This window comes from Salinibacterium amurskyense (assembly GCF_002797685.1).
GTDB lineage: Bacteria > Actinomycetota > Actinomycetes > Actinomycetales > Microbacteriaceae > Rhodoglobus > Rhodoglobus amurskyensis.
On sequence record NZ_PGFH01000002.1, the window covers coordinates 331795 to 349189 of the forward strand.

A 17395-nucleotide genomic window follows, 5' to 3' on the forward strand; every position below is an offset into this window, starting at 1 on the left:
CACCGAGAATTTGGCTTGATTTCTTCTAGATCGAGCCTAGACTGAAGTTCTTGTATACAAACTCGCGTTTTGGGGTCTCTCGCCCTTGCGCTGGGTCCGCTGGCTCAGGAGGTGCGCATGGCAACACCACTCAGAGCTAGCGATCGCGCCTACCAAGCGCTGCGCGACGACATCGTTGAATGGCGGCTCGCTCCCGGCACGATTCTGGGCGAAGTCGAGCAAGCGGCGCGGCTCGGGGTCTCCCGCACCCCGCTGCGCGAGGCGCTGTCGCGGCTCATGACGGATGGGCTGGTGGCAAGCCAATCCGGTCGGGGACTTGTGGTCACCGACGTGTCGGTCGACAACATCCGCGAACTCTTTGACGTGCGCAAGGCCCTCGAAGTGAAGGCCGTGCGCTTGGCTGCCGAGCACCACACCGGCAGCACTTTTGCCGATCTCGAGCGCGAGTTCGAGGCCGTGCCCCAGCTGTTGGCGCGCGACGATAGCGACCGCAGTGCATACTTCGATCTCGTGCGCCGTTTCGATAGCGCCGTGGACGATGCGGTCGCCAACGACTACCTCACGGGCGCGCTGAACTCGCTACGCACCCATCTCGTGCGCGTGCGTCGCCTCGCCAAAGACAACCCCGAGCGACTTGCCGCAGCCGCTCGTGAACACCTTCTTATCGTGCAAGCCATCGTCGCTCGCGACGCTGAGCTTGCCGCGCACGCCACTCATGTTCACCTCCATCACGCGCTCACGAGCGCATTAGCCATGGCCGCAGATTCTCCGCTGCGCGCCGCCAATTGAAAGGCTCCACTGTGAAAGACCACGCCCTCCGCGTTTACCGCAGCGACGAGAACCTCGCTCGCGAAGACCAACTCGCCCACAAGATCGCAGCCATAGCTGCAGAACAGCTCGAACCCACGGATGCCGTGACCGACATGGTCATCAACCGTGTGATTGACAACGCTGCTGTTGCCACCGCATCCCTCACCCGGGCGCCGGTTGTTGCTGCTCGGGCGCAGGCCGAGCGCCACCCGTACACGCCAGGAGCTACCGTGTTTGGCTCCGACGAGCGCGTCAGCCCGGAGTGGGCAGCTTGGGCGAACGGCGTTGCCGTGCGCGAGCTCGACTACCACGACACTTTCTTGGCCGCCGACTACTCGCACCCCGGTGACAACATTCCGCCGATCTTGGCCGTGGCTCAGCACGCTGGCCGCACGGGTGCCGATCTACTGCGCGGCATCGTCACCGGCTACGAGATTCAGATCGACCTCGTGAAGGCGATCTGCCTGCACAAGCACAAGATCGACCACGTTGCCCACCTCGGCCCGAGCGCCGCCGCTGGCATCGGAACCCTCCTCGGTCTCGACACCGAAACAATCTTCCAGGCTGTCGGCCAGGCGCTCCACACGACCACCGCCACGCGCCAGTCGCGCAAGGGTGAGATCTCAACGTGGAAGGCACACGCTCCCGCTTTCGCCGGCAAGATGGCCGTCGAAGCCGTCGACCGTGCCATGCGCGGCCAGACCAGCCCCACCCCGATTTATGAAGGTGAAGACGGCGTAATTGCGTGGATGCTCGACGGTCCAGACGCGCACTACGAAGTTCCGCTGCCTGAGCTGGGGGAGCCGCGCACCGCGATCCTCGACTCGTACACGAAGGAGCACTCGGCCGAGTATCAGGCGCAGGCGTGGATCGACCTCGCCCGCAAGCTCGGGCGCGAGCATCCTGAACTGGTTGAAGAGAACATCAACCGCATCGTGCTGCACACGAGCCACCACACGCATTACGTGATCGGTTCCGGAGCCAACGACCCGCAAAAGTACGACCCCAACGCGAGCCGCGAAACGCTCGACCACTCCATTCCGTACATCTTTACTGTTGCTCTGCAAGATAAGGAATGGCACCACGTGCGCAGCTACGCGCCTGAGCGCGCCAACCGCCCAGACACGGTGGCGCTGTGGAAGCGCGTGACCACAGAAGAAGACGCCGAGTGGACACGTCGCTACCACTCGATCGACCCCGCCGAGAAGGCATTTGGTGGTCGCGTCGAGATCGAATTGACCGACGGTAGCCGCATTGTTGAAGAAATCGCCGTCGCGGATGCTCACCCGCTCGGTGCTCGCCCCTTCGCTCGCGCTCAGTACGTCTCCAAGTTCCGCACCCTCGCGGATGGCGTGCTCGCGAGTGACGAAATCGAACGCTTCTTGGCTGCCGCCGAACGCTTGCCCGAGCTGAAGGCATCCGAACTCGGAGAGCTGACCGTGCGCGGCAACTTTCCCGCCATCACCGCCAAAGGAATCTTCTAATGTTGTACGCCTCCACCGATCCAGCAACCAAGCGTGCCCAGTTTCGCGAGCGACTCGCGAGCGGCGAACTGCTGCGCGTGCCCGGTGCGTTCAACCCGCTGAGTGCTCGCCTGATCCAAGACAAGGGCTTTGACGGCGTCTACATTTCGGGCGCTGTCATCAGCGCCGATCTGGGGTTGCCCGACATCGGTCTGACGACTCTCACCGAGGTAGCTGGTCGTTCGCAGCAGATTTCGCGGATGACCGACCTCCCGTCGCTCGTTGACGCCGACACCGGTTTCGGCGAGCCCATGAACGTGGCTCGCACCGTGCAGACCCTCGAAGATGCCGGAGTCTCCGGGCTCCACATCGAGGATCAGGTCAACCCGAAGCGCTGTGGACATCTCGATGGCAAAGCGGTTGTCGACACGGATACTGCCCTCAAGCGCATCCGTGCGGCAGTCGACGCGCGCCGCGATCCGAACCTGTTGATCATGGCTCGCACCGACATCCGTGCCGTTGATGGTTTGGATGCTGCGATGGACCGCGCCAAGCAGCTCGTTGATGCGGGTGCCGACGCGATCTTCCCTGAGGCGATGAAAGACCTTGGTGAGTTTGAGGCGATGCGCAATGCCGTGGATGTTCCGATCCTCGCGAATATGACAGAGTTCGGAAAGAGCGAACTTTTTACAACAACACAATTGAGCAATATCGGCGTAAACATTGTTATTTATCCCGTAACCCTGTTGCGTAGTGCCATGGGTGCTGCAGAGCGCACCCTCGATGCGATCAACGCCGACGGTACTCAGCAGTCTGTTGTTGGTGAGATGCAGACGAGGGCCCGCCTCTACGAACTCCTCGACTACGAGAGCTACAACTCTTTCGATTCGTCGGTGTTCAACTTCACTCTCGATAACCACTTTTAGCTGACTGTTTTCACCACTCTTGACTCGATAGACACAACCGAGGAGCAACATGACTGACTCAAACGGAACCCCCGAAAATGAGATCCGCAAGGGCCTAGCCGGGGTCATCGCAGACACCACCGCGATTTCTAAGGTGAACCCCGAAACGAACTCGCTGCTCTACCGCGGTTACCCCGTGCAAGAGCTGGCCGAGAAGTGCACCTTCGAAGAGGTTGCCTACCTGCTGTGGCACGGTGAGTTGCCGAACGGCGAGCAGCTGGAGGCATTCCAAGCCTCCGAGCGTGCGCAGCGTCACCTCGACGCGCACACCAAGCGTGTGATCGACGAGTTGCCGCTCACCGCGCATCCGATGGATGTCGTGCGCAGCGCCGTCAGCGTGATCGGTGCCATTGACGACACCCTCACCGACCCCGCCAGCATGATCGACGAAGAACTCAATCAGCAGCGCTCGCTGACCCTCTTGGCGAAGCTGCCGGCGATCATTGCCTACGACCAGCGCCGCCGTCGCGACCAGGAGCTCGTGGAGCCGCGTGACGACCTCAGCTATTCGGCCAACTTCTTGCATATGACCTTCGGTGAGGTGCCTGACCTCGTTGTCGTCAACGCATTCGATGTGTCGATGATTCTGTACGCCGAGCACTCCTTCAACGCCTCGACCTTCACCGCCCGTGTCGTCACGAGCACGCTGAGTGACCTCTACAGCGCGGTTACGGCAGCAATTGGTGCGCTCAAGGGCCAGTTGCACGGTGGCGCGAATGAGGCCGTCATGCACGTCTTCGACGAGATCGGCACCGCCGCAAACGCCGAGACATGGCTCGAGACAGCACTCGCCGAGAAGCGCAAGATCATGGGCTTCGGTCACCGCGTCTACAAGAACGGTGACTCGCGAGTGCCCACCATGAAAGCAGCGCTCGAAACTCTTATTGCTGAGTATGACCGCCCCGACATGATGGAACTCTACGAAACCCTCGAAACGGCCATGACGAGCCGCAAGAACATCAAGCCGAACCTCGACTACCCGAGTGGCCCGGCCTACAACCTCATGGGCTTCGACACCGACATGTTCACGCCGCTGTTCGTCGCGGCGCGAATCACCGGCTGGACCGCTCACATCATGGAGCAGGCTGCTTCGAACGCCCTCATCCGCCCCCTCGCTGCGTATTCGGGAGTGGACGAGCGCCACATCGGCTAGAAGTTTGCACGTTCGCTAGGAGCTTGAGCCGCGCGGGTGGAATCGTCAGTCGTGAGTGGCAAGATGGGGAAATGACTGTTCCCCAGATTGAACTCAACGACGGCAATTCCATCCCGCAGCTCGGGTTCGGAGTCTTCAAGGTTGACCCCGCAGAAACCGAGCGCATCGTCACCGACGCGCTCGAGGTTGGCTACCGCCACCTCGACACCGCCATGATCTACGGCAACGAGCAGGGCGTTGGCAACGCCATCAAGGCCTCGGGCATCCCGCGTGAAGAAATCTTCATCACGACGAAGCTGTGGAACAGCGACCAGGGCACAGACTCTGCTCGCGATGCCATGGATCTCAGCCTCGAAAAGCTGGGCCTTGACTATGTGGATCTGTACCTCATCCACTGGCCTCGCCCCGACCTCGACCGCTACCTCGAGACGTGGCTCACGATGGAAGACATCAAGGCTGAAGGTAAGACGCGCTCGATTGGTGTCAGCAACTTCCACCGCCCGCACCTCGAGAAGATTCTCGCGGGCAGTGAAACGGTTCCCGCAGTGAACCAGATCGAACTTCACCCCGCTTTCGCTCAGCGCGAGCTGCGCGCCTATGGTGCCGAACTTGGCATCCACACTGAGGCGTGGGGCCCGCTGGGTCAGGGTAAGTACGACCTGTTCAGCGAGACGGCACTGCAGACTGCCGCCGAAGCACACGGTGTTTCACCGGCTCAGGTTGCGATCCGTTGGCACCTGCAGAGCGGCATCATCGTGTTCCCGAAGTCGAACTCGCGCGAGCGTATGGCTCAAAACTTCGACGTCTTCGGGTTTGAACTGTCGGCGGATGAGATGGCTTCTATAGACGCGATCGACCGTGACCAGCGCGTGGGCACGAATCCCGACGAGGCTACTTTCTAAAGCTCGCTTCGCGCTTCGCACAGGGGCCGGCATCCCTACTCACTTCGGTGTGTGGATGCCGGCCTCTGTCGTTGAGGCGCTGGTACGCTAGACGCTCACAGAGTGTTGCTCGGTTTATTTCATCCGGGTGCTACAAAACACATCGAGCGGCGAGGACCAGAGTCATGACAAACCCCGGTCTCTATCAGAGCCCCACTGAGGGGTGGGCGTTTGTTCCGTTTCTGGGTGCGATAGCGACTTTTGGCATCGCTGTGATCGCGGTGCTGTACTGGTTCGCTGGCCCCGGCCGCAAGTTTCGACTTCGTGCTTTCGCGCTCACCGTGCTGGCCGTTGCTGCGGGAGCGGCAAGCGCGCTTGGCCTCGTGGCTGCGGCAGAAAGCTTCGAGGAACGTCATTCAGCGGCGTTCGCGGAATACACCACCGCAGTGCAGGGCTGGGCTGCTGACGAATACGGTGTCACCCTCACTGAAGATGATGTGCTTGACATGACCCAGGGGCGGCCAGCCGTTATAGAACGCAACGGCGGCGACTGGCGCGTGCTTCTTGAAGTCGTGTCTGCGAACGGCGATGTCGAATTGCACGACGCTCGAGAACTTCCGGCTCAATAGCGCCCCCACGAAAGAGGCAGCATGGACCGGACTTCTCTCCTCACGTTCCTCAAAGAGCTGGCGGCATCGACTGACGGCGTCCACGCCGAGGTCGGTATTGGGGGAGTGCACCCGCACGATGAGACTTTTCTCCAGCTCACCTCGCTGTCGAACCGCGATGAGTACGCGATCGTTTCCGTGGGGATGGGCGGTTGGTTCCAGTTGGAGATCCCGGGCAGGCTGGCGCATGTTGTAGCGGATGACTTAGCCACTAATGATGATGCTCGCGAGTATCTGGAGAAGTATGTCAACGCTGCGTTGGCGTACTTTTCTGGCCACTGGAGTGCTCGAACATCGCGACTGTTCCGGCTGCCGTCTGTTGTCATCGACACTGGCGATGGCTCGATACCGCTCCCTCTCTCGCTCTCGGTCGATGAATCATGTCGGCGGGTGTTCCGGCGTCGAACGGTTCCGGCGGCCGACTCTGACACGTCGACGTTCGTTCCCGTGAGTGATAGAGATCGGGTGGATTTTTCTATTCCATTGCTTCCTACGGTGGGCGTCTGTCGCGCCGGTGAGTATCGAGGGCAGTACGTCTTTTCCAATCTGGTCAAGCTCTTTCCCCGAGCTGAGCGCATGTGGGAGATCAGCATTGCGGGCGGAGGCCCCGATGGCGAAGACGAAGTTTTTGTAGCCCAAGACGCCTTCGGAGTCGCAACCGTTCGCGACCTCGACATCGAGTGGGCTCCGGCGCACCTTCAGAATGTTGCCCGCCGCGAGTTGTTCCACGTGCTCGCGATTGATGTACCCATTCAGCATCCCTCGGGGTGGGAAAGCGATGGCCACCAACCTCACATTGCCTCACGCGTCGCCGCGGACGGCCCGTGGGCTCGTTTCGAGCAGCCTGCATAAGTACGCCAGTGAGGACGGCGGTGATTCGCGCCTCCGGATGCTTCGCTCTGGAGCCTGCTGCCGCTACATTGAGTGAATGATCCGCGGAATCCGACGAACGCTCAACGTAGGCCCGTGGGTCGTTGCGCTCTACGGATCGCTGTTCGGAGCAGTCGCTGGGGCGGTTTTTGCGCTTGCCCTCCTCAGCGAGTACTGGGGAACTGAGTCATTCACGAGGTTCCTGCCTGCATCGCTATTCTTCGGGATCATCGGCGGAAGCATCGTAGGGCTGGTGTCGGTCGCTGTAGGGCTTGGCCTCCGTGCCATCCTCAGCACCGGCGACCGTCTCAACAGCACCACGATGGCATTGGGCTCGAGCACCTTCCTGCTGGCAGCCGCACTGCTCTCGACCTGGTTTATGAGCGAGTCCCTCGGCACCACGTTCCCCACGTGGCTGCCGATCACCTTTGCCGTTGTTGGTGTCGTGTGGTTCGGCTTCTGGTCGCGGATGCGATCCTCGCAGGCCGCCGCAACTCAATCAAAGTTTGTTAGTCCTTCGCCGGAAAGCTATCGATCCCCGACCGAGGCAGAGCTGCGGCTTTTGCGTGCTTTGGTCGAACGAGCCCCGCGGTTCTCGGGTTCGCTTGTCACCCTCTCTGAGCTGATCGTTGCACCAATGAACGATGGGGGTATGGGCAGCTTGGCGATCGGCCCTCCTTCGCTCGAACGACGTTTCGAGGATCAAGTAGCGGAGGTAACCTTCTTTGATGTTGACGGTATGTGGGTTTCCGCCACATTGAACGTGGATCAGTTCGGTGAGCTATCTGAGCTCGACGTGTTCAAAGGTGATTTTTCGACACTGCGAGAAATCCCGCAAACGTTTCGGTAAGAGGCCAACCGGGGCACTTAGTGTCACAAGGTTCGAAGGTGTCGAGCGAGCGTTCAGATTAACGGAGACAACGCTGGAGTAGCTCTAGAAGTTGATCGGCTTTGGTTGCACGGGGGTATCGCTTTTTCCATCGGCAAGTATCGCGGTCACCATTGATATCGCTCGGGGGTCGAGGCTGTCACCCGGGTAGAAATCCTCGTACAACTCGTCAGCGTCCTCGAGGGAGCTGATCTCGCACAAGCTCAGGAGTAGTCGGATGTCGCGGGTGTCGCGACCGGGGCGGTTGGCGCGCAGTTTCATCGCCAAGAGTGCCTCTTTGGATGCGACCTGAATCACGATGTCGTCGCGATCATAGATCGTGTCCCATTCAACAGCGCGGCCGAGGGTCGGCAGAGCATCCACTTTGGTGACTTCAAAATTGAGCCAAGTGGGGTCCCAATCGTGGCGTTGCGCAACGCGGGCGGCGGCGGAGGCGACCGCAGCATCACTCCCCGGGCGAACGTGCAGTGAATCGAGATCTTGGGTGGTCCCGCGGTCGAAATAGCGCAACGAGAGGGCGGCTCCGCCAACCAACCGGATTCCTGCCACTTCGCCCTCCGCGCGTAGCTCCGCAATGAGTTCACGCAATCCGGTGATGATGTCATCCCTGTCGAGAGTGGTTGCCACGATTACACGCTCTCGAACGTGTCACGCCACGCAAGAACGCCGCGTTTAGAGAACTCGGCGGGGACATCTGCGAGGGGAGCAACAGGGTCTGCGGGATCCACGTCAAGAGCTCGGTGTTTGCTGAGGAACCGGTTGGGGAGATCAACCCACTGCGGCAGAGGAATGCCCTCGTCTGCGAGTCGCCACGCTACAAGCGCTGCTAGTGCGGCATCCCACACCGGGTCGCGAGTCGACTCGGGCTCGGCAAGCCCAAGGACTCCGCGAACCAGTCCGTGCTCGGCCACAAGGTTGTCGTTGAGCTGCAGCAAGGCCCGAAGCGCCCTGTCTTTGTCGCCGGCAGCGAGCTGGTGACGGATTTCGGTGGCGGCGGTTGCTGCGTCGTCCCGGCGAGTGGGGGCGGAATACAACCGGTGCCCCGCTCCAGCTAGGAGGCGGTCAATCGTGTCGAAGCTTGCATCGCGCCCTCGTTCTGAGCGGGAAACGCTGCCCTGATCGATCGATGAGCGGGAAGCGAGCTGCTTTTGGGTTAGGCGACGACTTTTTCGGGCTGCCCGGATCAACGTGGATGCATTCGCCATAGTGATCACCGCCCTTCTTGCTTCTAAATATAGCTTGGAAAACATATTTTGGTAAGGTCAGGTAATTTCGGATGCTCCCGCTCGCTGGGCTGTCCACGATCGCTGCCGAGATCGCTCGTCGCTAGACTCGAGCGCAGGAGGCAACATGAGCAAACGCGGGCAGAAATCTCCACCTAAGGTGCGGATGATGGCCATGGCACTCGTCGACGAGAGTGGCCTTCGCTGGGAGTTCGATACCTCGTTGGGCTATAGCAACGGCCGCGCGCTCTCCGAATTTGTGGAGCGACCTGGCGTGAAGCGGGTGCTTCTCCAGCGCGATCGAGACGTGAGCGACATCACCGCGAACTCGACGAAGCGCCGAGAGCTGCTGGAGCCCGAGGATGGCAAGCACATCAACCCTTCAGACGAGTACGACGCCGGAATCTATCGACGTGGGCCCGACGAGATCGCAGTGATCTCGCTCATTCACTGAAGACGCTCATCGGCTGGGGGGGGTCTCGACGTGCGAATAGTGAGTATATTTCTCATCGGGGGTGTTTCCCTGGAATCGGATGGTCATGGAACTACTAGCGTCAGGTTCAGGGGCTCCGATCCCGGCAACTAATGCCCAAGGGTTTCTATTTCTCGGCATGTTGTTGCTGTTTGCTGCCACATACACCTGGACCCAACGAGAAACTTACGCGCGCAAGAGTCGCAAGCGTTTCGAGAAATTGGGTTGGACTTGGTTTGCGCGCCGGATGCCCGACCGTAGGTGGCACCGGATATCAGTTGTCTTCGCGGTGGTCTGGGGAGCGTTGGGGATGCTGTCTCTCCTGGCCGGCGTTGTGTTTGTCTTCTTGGGCATGTAGCGAGGGCTCCCGTGACGAGTTAAACGGGACGTCGTTATTCGACCGGCGAAGGCCCTACCTCCACCGCAACCCCGGGCGGCGTCTCCACGAGCAACCCGGTCCCCGCGAACGCAGCTTCGAGGTCGGCACGGGTTTCGGTGAAGTGTTCCCAGCCTTCGGTGTGGAGGCCGACCACATGGGTGGCGCCCACAATGCGGGCGGCTTCTGCGGCATCCGCTGAAGTTAACGTGAGAGGCCCGTTGACCGCGGAGATGCGGGCAGCACCAGCGAAGAGTACGGCGATGCTGATGTCGGGAAAGCGGTCGGCAATTTGCTGCACGAGTGGCAGGGACGCGTTGTCGCCGCTGACGTAGATGGTGGGTTCGCCCTCGGCCTGCAGTACGAATCCGGTGACCGGGCCGAGCCGGGCCTCAGAACCGGGAGGACCATGCAGGGCCGGCACAGCGGTGACGGTCACGGCACCGACTTCACGGGATTCCCACGAGTCGAGACCGACAACGCCGCCGCCGAAGAGGTCTGAGCCCGCCTTCATGGTGCTGATCGTCAGCACACCAGTGGCGAGAAGTTCGAGTCCCTCGTAGTCGAGGTTGTCTTGGTGTTCGTGATGCGACAGCAACACGAGGTCGACAGTGCCAACATCCGCTCGGCTCAGCGCCGGACCCGCCGTCTTCGTGAGCGGCACACCGCCCTCGTCGGGGTAAAGCTGCGGGGCATCGAATGTGGGATCAGTCACGATGCGTAATCCCGCATATTCGAGCAACGCGGTGGGGCCGCCAATGTAGGTCACGGTCAACTTCGACATACTCTGAGACTATGCCCAATCGTCTGGAAACTGCTGCGAGCCCGTACCTGAGATCACACGCCACCAATCCGGTGGACTGGTGGGAGTGGTCTGCCGAAGCTTTTGCCGAAGCGGAACGCCGCGATGTGCCTGTGCTCGTCTCCATCGGCTACTCCACGTGCCACTGGTGTCACGTGATGGCGCGCGAATCCTTCAGTGACTCCGTGCTGGCCGGCTACCTCAACGAGAACTTCGTGGCGATTAAAGTCGACCGCGAAGAGCACGCCGAAGTGGACTCCACCTATCTGGCGGCGGCATCCGCCTTCACGCCCAACCTGGGCTGGCCGCTCAACGTGTTCGTTACGCCCGCGGGGCGAGCATTCTTTGCCGGCACCTACTGGCCGCCGACCGCTGTGGGGCAGCATCCGGCATTCCGGCAAGTGCTCGAATCGGTGACGGAGGCGTGGACGGCGCGGCGTGAGCAAGTGGAGACCAGCGGGGCTGCGATTGCCCAAGCGCTTGCCCAGAGTCGTGCCGTCGAGAGTGAGCTCGTCGCCGACTTCGCGCCCGTAATCGATGCGCTCGCTGCCGCCGAAGATCTTGACCATGGCGGATTCGGCGACGCCCCCAAATTTCCGGTCACGCCGGTGCTGCGGTTCCTTCTCGATCGCGGCGCCCGCTCCGCCGAACACTCGCCCGAGGCAGCCGGGCTCGCTGACCGCACGCTCACGGCGATGGCGGCATCCGCCCTGCGCGACCCGGTAGATGGCGGCTTCTTCCGTTACTCCACCCAGGCCGACTGGACCGACCCGCACTACGAACGCATGCTCTACGACAACGCCCAACTGCTTGCCGCGTATGCGCTCGCCGACTCGGCTGAGATCGCGACGGGCGTCGCCGAGTTCTTACGCGACCAATTGTTGCTGCCCTCAGGAGCATTCGCATCAGGTCTCGACTCCGAGAGCACGGTGGACGGCAAACGTGTCGAAGGCTTCTACTATTCGTTGGATGCCGCGAGCCGCGCCCGCGTCGAAGCCCCGCCCCGCGACGACAAGATCCTCACCGGCTGGAACGGTCTCGCCATCGAAGCGCTCGCCTTGGCAGGCGCTCGTTATGGCAACGCCGAGTGGATCGCGCTGGCCCGCGGTGCCGCTGACTTTCTGCTGGCTGAGCACGTGGGTGTTGGCGGTGGAGGTTCGGACGCAGCAGTTGGGCGGCTCGTGCGCACCTCGATCGACGGCATTCTCTCCGACGCGGCCGCAACCCTTGAAGACAGCGGAATGCTCGCCCAAGGGCTGCTCGAACTCTCGATCGCTACCGGCGAGGTTCGCTACGCGCTCGCCGCCCGCGACCTCGTCGACGGAGCGCTCGCCGCGGGCGCGGCAGGCTCAGGAAGCTCACCCTTCGGCCTCCCCGGCGGCAGCGACTCCGTGCTCGCCGCGCAGGGTCTGTCGACCGAAGCTGACATCAGTGACGGAGCCCACCCGAGCGGCCTCAGCGCCATGGCCGCCGCCGCTCACACCCTTTTCGCTCTCACCGGCGATGCCCAGTACCGGGATGCCGCCGAGGCTTCCATGAAGTTGGTCGGCCAACTCGCAGCCCAGCAACCGATCTCGTTCGGAACCGCCCTCACCCTCATGTCGGAGCTCGGTGCGCCGCTTCGCCAGCTCGTCGTCGTGACGGCGGATGGGGCGAACGCTGTTGTCCCCGACGCTGCAGCCGGTGCGGCTGGCGGCACCTCCGACGGAAGCGCCGCAACGGGCGGCGAGCTCACGAGTCTGGCCCGCACGCTGCACCGCGCTGGAGGCATTGGCGTTGCGGTCTCGCAGGCTCAGGCCGACGCTTTTGCGGCATCCGGTTTTGAGCTGTTTGCTGCTCGCACCGCGACCGGCGGCGCACCGACGGCGTACCTGTGTGAAGAGTTTGTGTGCCGCTTACCGCTCACTGATGCGCCTGCGCTGCGAGCATTGCTGGGCGCGAACTAACGGTCGACAACGTCACGCGGGTGAGCTACAGAATTCCGAGCGCCTGCCGCACGTGCACGTACTGCGTGAGGAAGGCGCGCTCGTCGAGGCGTTTGCGACGCATCCAGGAGGTCACTTCGCTGTTGCTTTTGCTCGCGTTGCACGAGCCGCAGGCGGGAACGACGTTGCCGACGGTGTAGCTGCCGCCGCGCGAGATGGGCTGCACGCAATCTTTCTGAAGCGCAGCGTCGGTGGCGGTGCAATACGCGCAGCCGCCCCACTCGCGCTTGAGCTCTTCCCACTGCTCAGCGGTGAGGTTGTTGTCGGCGGCGTCAACTCGACGTTTGCGGCGTCGTGCAGCACGCGCCCGTCGAGTGTGCGCTACAGCCATACGGCTAAGTTAGTGCACTGCTGGTGCGCTACGGCAGCGACTGGCGCGCGCCATGCAACGAAGGCGACGACCGCGCCCAGCGCCACGCAACGACCGCGCCTAGCGCCCCGCGCGACGCGACGAGATAACCCCGGTATCGAAGCCCATGAGGTTGAGGCCACCGTTGAAGCGTGCGTGCTCGACCTTAAGACAACGGTCCATGACGATGGTGAGCCCCTGCGATTCGCCGTAGACGGCGGCTTCTTCGTTCCAGATGCCGAGCTGCACCCACACAGCCTTCGCGCCGATGGCGAGCACATCGTCGATCACGCTGGGGATGTCGCTGGCTTTGCGAAAGACATCCACAATGTCGGGCACTTCGGGCAGCGATGCCAGGTCGGGATACGCCTTCTCGCCGAGGATTGTATCGGCGTTGGGGTTCACGAAGTACACGCGGTAATCGGTCGACTGCAACAGGTAGGTGCCCACGAAATAGCTCGAACGCGAGGGATTGGGGGAGGCCCCAACGATCGCGATCGACTTCGCACCGCGCAGAATGGCGGCACGCTTCTTGGCATCCGGCCCCACCCAGCTTCGCTGCGACTTGAGCAGTTTGGCGAGCGGCGAGCTGGCGGGCAGATCGCACGTGAGCCCGTTGCTGAGCTGGGTGGTCTGCAGTTCTTCGGTCGACATCCTTAGCCCTTCGTCGCTGCGGTTAGCGCCTGATCGAGGTCGGCGATGATGTCTTCGGGGTCTTCAATTCCCACGCTGATGCGCACGACACCGGGCAGTACGCCGGCATCGGTGAGCTGCTGCTCGGTGAGCTGCGCGTGCGTCGTTGACGCGGGATGAATCACGAGCGTTTTCGCATCACCAATGTTGGCGAGGTGGCTGGCTAGCTCAACACTTTCGATGAACTTTTGGCCGACAGCGCGGCTGTTCTGTGTTGCCGATCCACGCACCTCAAACGAGAACACCGAGCCAGCGCCCTTCGGCAGGTACTTCTGCGCGCGCTCGAAATGTGGATGCCCCGGCAGACCCGCCCAGTACACGGTCTCGACCCGCGAATCGGCTTCGAGCCACTCGGCAACGGTGCGCGCGTTGTCGACGTGGGCTTGCATCCGAAAGGGAAGAGTTTCGACGCCGGTCGCGAGTAGCCAGGCCGAGTGCGGCGACAGGGCGGGTCCGACGTCGCGTAGCTGCTCTGCGCGCAAGCGAGTGAGGAAGGCGTATTCGCCAAAGTTGCCGCTCCAGTTGAGACCGCCATAGCTGGGCACCGGCTCATCGAAGAGGGGGAAACGGTCGGTGGCCCAGTCGAAGCGACCGCTCTCCACCACCACGCCGCCGAGGGTTGTGCCCGCGCCACCCAAGAACTTGGTGGCCGAGTGCGTGACGACATCGGCGCCCCACTCAATCGGGCGGTTCAGGTACGGCGTCGCGACAGTTGAGTCAATGATGAGCGGCAGATTGTGGGCATGAGCAACCTCCGCCAGACCCTCAATGTCGGCAATCTCGCCCGAGGGGTTCGCGATGGTCTCCGCGAAAATCAGCTTGGTCTTGTCAGTGATGGCCGCCGCATAGTCTTCGGGGTCGGCAGAGCGCACGAACGTTGTCTCCACCCCAAAACGACGCAGCGTGACATCCAGCTGCGTAATGGAACCGCCATAGAGATTGGCGCTCGACACAATGTGATCGCCGGCACCGGCGAGCGACGCGAAGGTGATGAACTGCGCGCTCAACCCACTGCCGGTGGCAACGGCACCGAGTCCGCCTTCGAGCGACGCAACTCGTTCCTCGAAACTCGCGACCGTCGGGTTGGCAAGCCGGGAATAGATGTTGCCGTACTTCTGCAGCGCGAAGCGGGCGGCGGCATCCGCGGTGTCATCAAAGACGTACGCGCTCGTCTGGTAAATCGGCAGGGCGCGAGAGCCCGTAGTCGCATCGGGGATGTTGCCCGCGTGAATTGCGCGCGTGCGAAAACCATAGTTGCGGTCGGAACCACTCTGATCAGCCATAGCCACAGGCTACCCAAGCGGATGCCGACTCAAGATTTGTGACGTAACAGAACGCCACGAAACGGCTGGCCTAGATCCAGGTCGGCAACCACCAGCGCAGGCGCAGCAGGTCGTAGTCGATGACCTGGCCGGTCCAGAGCGGCCAGAAGAACACGCTGACCGCGATCACGACGACCATGAATACCGCGACGACCCCGAGGCCGCTCGTTCGTCGATAGCGGTCGTCATCCCGGCTGCCGAGGATCACCCCGAGCGCCGCCACGAGCGCCAAAATCAGGTACGGCTCGAACACGATTGTGTAGAACTGAAAGACGGTGCGGTTCAGGTACAACAGCCACGGTAAGTAGCCGGCCGCGACGCCCATCAGAATGAAGCCGGTCTGCCACTGGCGGTAGCGAACCAAGCGATACACGAGGTACAACATGGCGGCGGTGGCGGCCCACCAGATGATCGGGTTGGCGATTCCAGAGATGGAGGCGCCGCAGGCATCCGCGAGACAGCCGTCGTCGCCGCGCGAGAGGTTCTCGTAGAACATGCTCGTGGGGCGGATGAGCAGCAGCCACGTCAGAGGGTTCGCTTGGTAGGGGTGTGGTCGGGTTTCGCCCACGTGATAGTTGTACACGCTCGACTGAAAGTGCCACAGGCTCTGGATGTCGAGGGGCACCCAGCTGAGAACACCCGTCCACGCATTGCCGTCAGTGTCGGCCCACGATCGGTCGTAGCTGTTGTCGCTGAGAAACCAGGCCGTCCACGTGCTGAGGTACACGAGCAGCGCAATCGGCACGGTCAGCAGGAAGCTCACGGGGGCTTGTTTGAAGAGAGTGCCGGAGCCCCAGAAGCTGATGCCGGCCTGGCGGCGAGCGAGGGCATCCACCACCAGGCTGTAAACGGCGAAGGCCGCTAAGAAGTAGAGACCGTTCCACTTGACGGCGGCAGCGAGTCCGAAGGCGACGGCGGCGAGCATAAGCCACGGTCGCCACCACAGCGCCGGGCCCCATTCGGTGCTCGCACCGCGAAGCCCACGGCGACTGATCCACAGCGCCAGCCGGGTGGCCGAATGCTCACGATCGAGCAGCATGGCGCCAACCCCGAGCAGAGCGAAGATCATGACGAAGTTGTCGAGCAAGGCGACGCGGCTCATGACGATCGCGTTGCCATCGATCGCCATCAGCAACCCGGCCAGCGTGGCGAGAAGCGTGGAGCCGAAGAGTTTCTTGGCGATCAGCATGAGCACGACTACCGCGAGAATGCCGACGAGGGCCGTGGCGATGCGCCAGCCGAACGGGTCATCGCCGCCGCCCGGCAACATGCCCAAACCAATCAACCACTTGCCGAGCGGGGGATGCACGACGAACGAGGGATCGTTCAGAAAGATGTTGACCTTGCCGCTGTTGAAGAGCGCATCCGCTTCGGCCGGCCACTGCGCCTCGTAGCCGAGGTTCACGAGCGTCCACGAATCCTTCACATAGAAGGTCTCATCAAAAACCAGCGACGACGGATGCCCGAGGCCCACCAGTCGCGTGAACGCAGCGATCACTAGCACGATCACCGGCCCGGCCCACCCGAGCCAGCGGCGGGTCAGCGGACTTCTCGCCGCCCACCAATCATCGAGGCGGGAACCCACGGCGGTGGCGTAGTGGTGGCCGGTGGCACGTGCGGAATTCGCATCCGAAGCCGCTCCAGCATCCGTAGTCGAACTCGCGGGAGAGTTGTTCGCCAGGATGGCGTCGAAGTCGCGCGGGTTCGTCTGGCTCACCCCGTAATGCTACTGAGGGAAGTCGTGAGCTGCTGACCGGATCGCAGGCTTCGGCGCGCCGCCCAGCGGGGACCACGGTAGAGCGCGGCTAGGGAGCAGTGCCTGCGCCATCCCCGCGCCCGCTGGGGGTTCCGAAGGCTCGCCAGATCCAGTTAACAGCGGTCTCGGCGGGCGGGCGCGGTTCCATCGCAAGCCACGCTTCGATAATTCCGAACGTTGCCCCGGTGACGCTGGCGCTTTCGATCTCGAGGGCCACACCTTCGAGTTGCTCGGTGCCGTGGTTGACGATGCCGTCGCGCACGATCTGCTTGAGGCGAGCACGCATGCGAAAGGCCACGAGCGCCGAACCTCGGGGGCCGAGAGCGCTGGAGTACACGGCAGCGTTGGCGTCAATATGGCTGAGGTAGTCGCTGAGGGCGGGTGGGGCGACGTCGCTCTCGGGGTCGAGGTCGGCTAACTGGGTGCTAGCTTCCGCTGCCGCGGATTCGATAGCGAAGGCCAGCAGCGTCTCTTTATCGGTGTAGTGCTGGTAGAAGCTGCTGCGGTTCACTCCCGCCCGTTCTGCAATATCACCGACGGTGACTTCGTCGAAGGGGCGCTCTTGAGTGAGGGCGAAGAGTGCCTGCTGCAGGCTGTGACGCGTGCGTTCGACTCGGGCATCCATTCTCTGATTGTCGCAGATGTCGAGGGCCAAGTTGAGAGTTTTCCGACAACTGTTGGAAAACTCGCCAACTAGCAATACGATTGGCGCAGGCCC

Annotated in this window: 18 protein-coding genes; 10 read left to right on the top strand and 8 right to left on the bottom strand. The window is 62.3% G+C overall.

Annotated features, from left to right (window positions below):
* The first annotated feature begins 117 nt into the window (after positions 1-117).
* The 8 genes from CLV85_RS10710 to CLV85_RS13495 all read left to right on the top strand — a co-directional run bounded on the left by CLV85_RS10710 (position 118) and on the right by CLV85_RS13495 (position 7660).
* Complete coding sequence (locus CLV85_RS10710) at positions 118-789, top strand: GntR family transcriptional regulator (protein WP_100389615.1); 672 nt, start codon at positions 118-120, stop codon at positions 787-789.
* A gap of 11 nt (positions 790-800) precedes the next feature.
* Positions 801-2294, top strand: coding sequence for an MmgE/PrpD family protein (locus CLV85_RS10715; protein WP_100389616.1), 1494 nt, complete (start codon positions 801-803; stop codon positions 2292-2294).
* The gene (prpB, locus tag CLV85_RS10720) at positions 2294-3199 is read left to right on the top strand and encodes a methylisocitrate lyase (RefSeq protein WP_100389617.1); all 906 of its coding nucleotides are present in this window, start codon (positions 2294-2296) and stop codon (positions 3197-3199) included. The genes CLV85_RS10715 and prpB overlap by 1 nt, the downstream gene beginning before the upstream one ends.
* A 49-nt stretch (positions 3200-3248) precedes the next feature.
* Entirely contained in the window at positions 3249-4391 is a 1143-nt protein-coding gene (locus CLV85_RS10725; RefSeq protein WP_100389618.1) for a bifunctional 2-methylcitrate synthase/citrate synthase, read from the top strand.
* A 71-nt stretch (positions 4392-4462) separates the two neighbouring features.
* Entirely contained in the window at positions 4463-5293 is an 831-nt protein-coding gene (locus CLV85_RS10730) for an aldo/keto reductase (protein WP_100389619.1), read from the top strand.
* Between the two features lie 164 nt (positions 5294-5457).
* Positions 5458-5901, top strand: coding sequence for a hypothetical protein (locus CLV85_RS10735; protein WP_100389620.1), 444 nt, complete (start codon positions 5458-5460; stop codon positions 5899-5901).
* A 21-nt stretch (positions 5902-5922) separates the two neighbouring features.
* Positions 5923-6792: a hypothetical protein gene (locus CLV85_RS10740; protein WP_100389621.1), complete on the top strand. Its 870-nt coding sequence runs from the start codon at positions 5923-5925 to the stop codon at positions 6790-6792.
* Between the two features lie 76 nt (positions 6793-6868).
* Positions 6869-7660, top strand: a complete 792-nt coding sequence (locus tag CLV85_RS13495) for a DUF6984 family protein (RefSeq protein ID WP_205030374.1) — start codon at positions 6869-6871, stop codon at positions 7658-7660.
* Positions 7661-7744: 84 nt separating this feature from the next.
* Here the strand turns inward: CLV85_RS13495 and CLV85_RS10750 are convergent, their stop codons facing one another.
* The gene (locus CLV85_RS10750) at positions 7745-8326 is read right to left on the bottom strand and encodes a hypothetical protein (protein ID WP_100389622.1); all 582 of its coding nucleotides are present in this window, start codon (positions 8324-8326) and stop codon (positions 7745-7747) included.
* A 2-nt stretch (positions 8327-8328) separates the two neighbouring features.
* A complete protein-coding gene (locus CLV85_RS10755) occupies positions 8329-8904 on the bottom strand; it encodes a helix-turn-helix domain-containing protein (RefSeq protein WP_157847493.1) in 576 nt (191 codons plus the stop codon).
* Positions 8905-9091: 187 nt separating this feature from the next.
* Here CLV85_RS10755 and CLV85_RS10760 point away from each other — a divergent pair, with 187 nt between their 5' ends.
* Positions 9092-9376 (top strand): hypothetical protein, encoded by a 285-nt coding sequence (locus tag CLV85_RS10760; RefSeq protein WP_147433370.1) that lies wholly within the window; start codon positions 9092-9094, stop codon positions 9374-9376.
* Between the two features lie 410 nt (positions 9377-9786).
* Here CLV85_RS10760 and CLV85_RS10770 read toward each other — a convergent pair whose 3' ends face one another.
* Complete coding sequence (locus CLV85_RS10770; RefSeq protein ID WP_100389626.1) at positions 9787-10554, bottom strand: MBL fold metallo-hydrolase; 768 nt, start codon at positions 10552-10554, stop codon at positions 9787-9789.
* 11 nt (positions 10555-10565) lie between these two features.
* On the opposite strand from CLV85_RS10770, the gene CLV85_RS10775 reads away from it, so the two are divergent.
* Complete coding sequence (locus CLV85_RS10775) at positions 10566-12518, top strand: thioredoxin domain-containing protein (RefSeq protein WP_100389627.1); 1953 nt, start codon at positions 10566-10568, stop codon at positions 12516-12518.
* A gap of 25 nt (positions 12519-12543) precedes the next feature.
* Here the strand turns inward: CLV85_RS10775 and CLV85_RS10780 are convergent, their stop codons facing one another.
* The 5 genes from CLV85_RS10780 to CLV85_RS10800 form a co-directional block, all read right to left on the bottom strand.
* Complete coding sequence (locus tag CLV85_RS10780; protein WP_100389628.1) at positions 12544-12888, bottom strand: HNH endonuclease; 345 nt, start codon at positions 12886-12888, stop codon at positions 12544-12546.
* Between the two features lie 99 nt (positions 12889-12987).
* On the bottom strand, positions 12988-13560 hold the full coding sequence (locus CLV85_RS10785; protein ID WP_100389629.1) for a CoA-binding protein: 573 nt from the start codon (positions 13558-13560) through the stop codon (positions 12988-12990).
* Between the two features lie 2 nt (positions 13561-13562).
* Positions 13563-14882: an O-acetylhomoserine aminocarboxypropyltransferase/cysteine synthase family protein gene (locus CLV85_RS10790; protein WP_100389630.1), complete on the bottom strand. Its 1320-nt coding sequence runs from the start codon at positions 14880-14882 to the stop codon at positions 13563-13565.
* 70 nt (positions 14883-14952) lie between these two features.
* Positions 14953-16638 carry a dolichyl-phosphate-mannose--protein mannosyltransferase gene (locus CLV85_RS10795; RefSeq protein WP_100389631.1) on the bottom strand — a complete coding sequence of 562 codons (1686 nt, stop codon included), beginning with the start codon at positions 16636-16638 and terminating at the stop codon, positions 14953-14955.
* Positions 16639-16726: 88 nt separating this feature from the next.
* Positions 16727-17302, bottom strand: a complete 576-nt coding sequence (locus CLV85_RS10800) for a TetR/AcrR family transcriptional regulator (RefSeq protein ID WP_100389632.1) — start codon at positions 17300-17302, stop codon at positions 16727-16729.
* Positions 17303-17395: the final 93 nt, after the last annotated feature.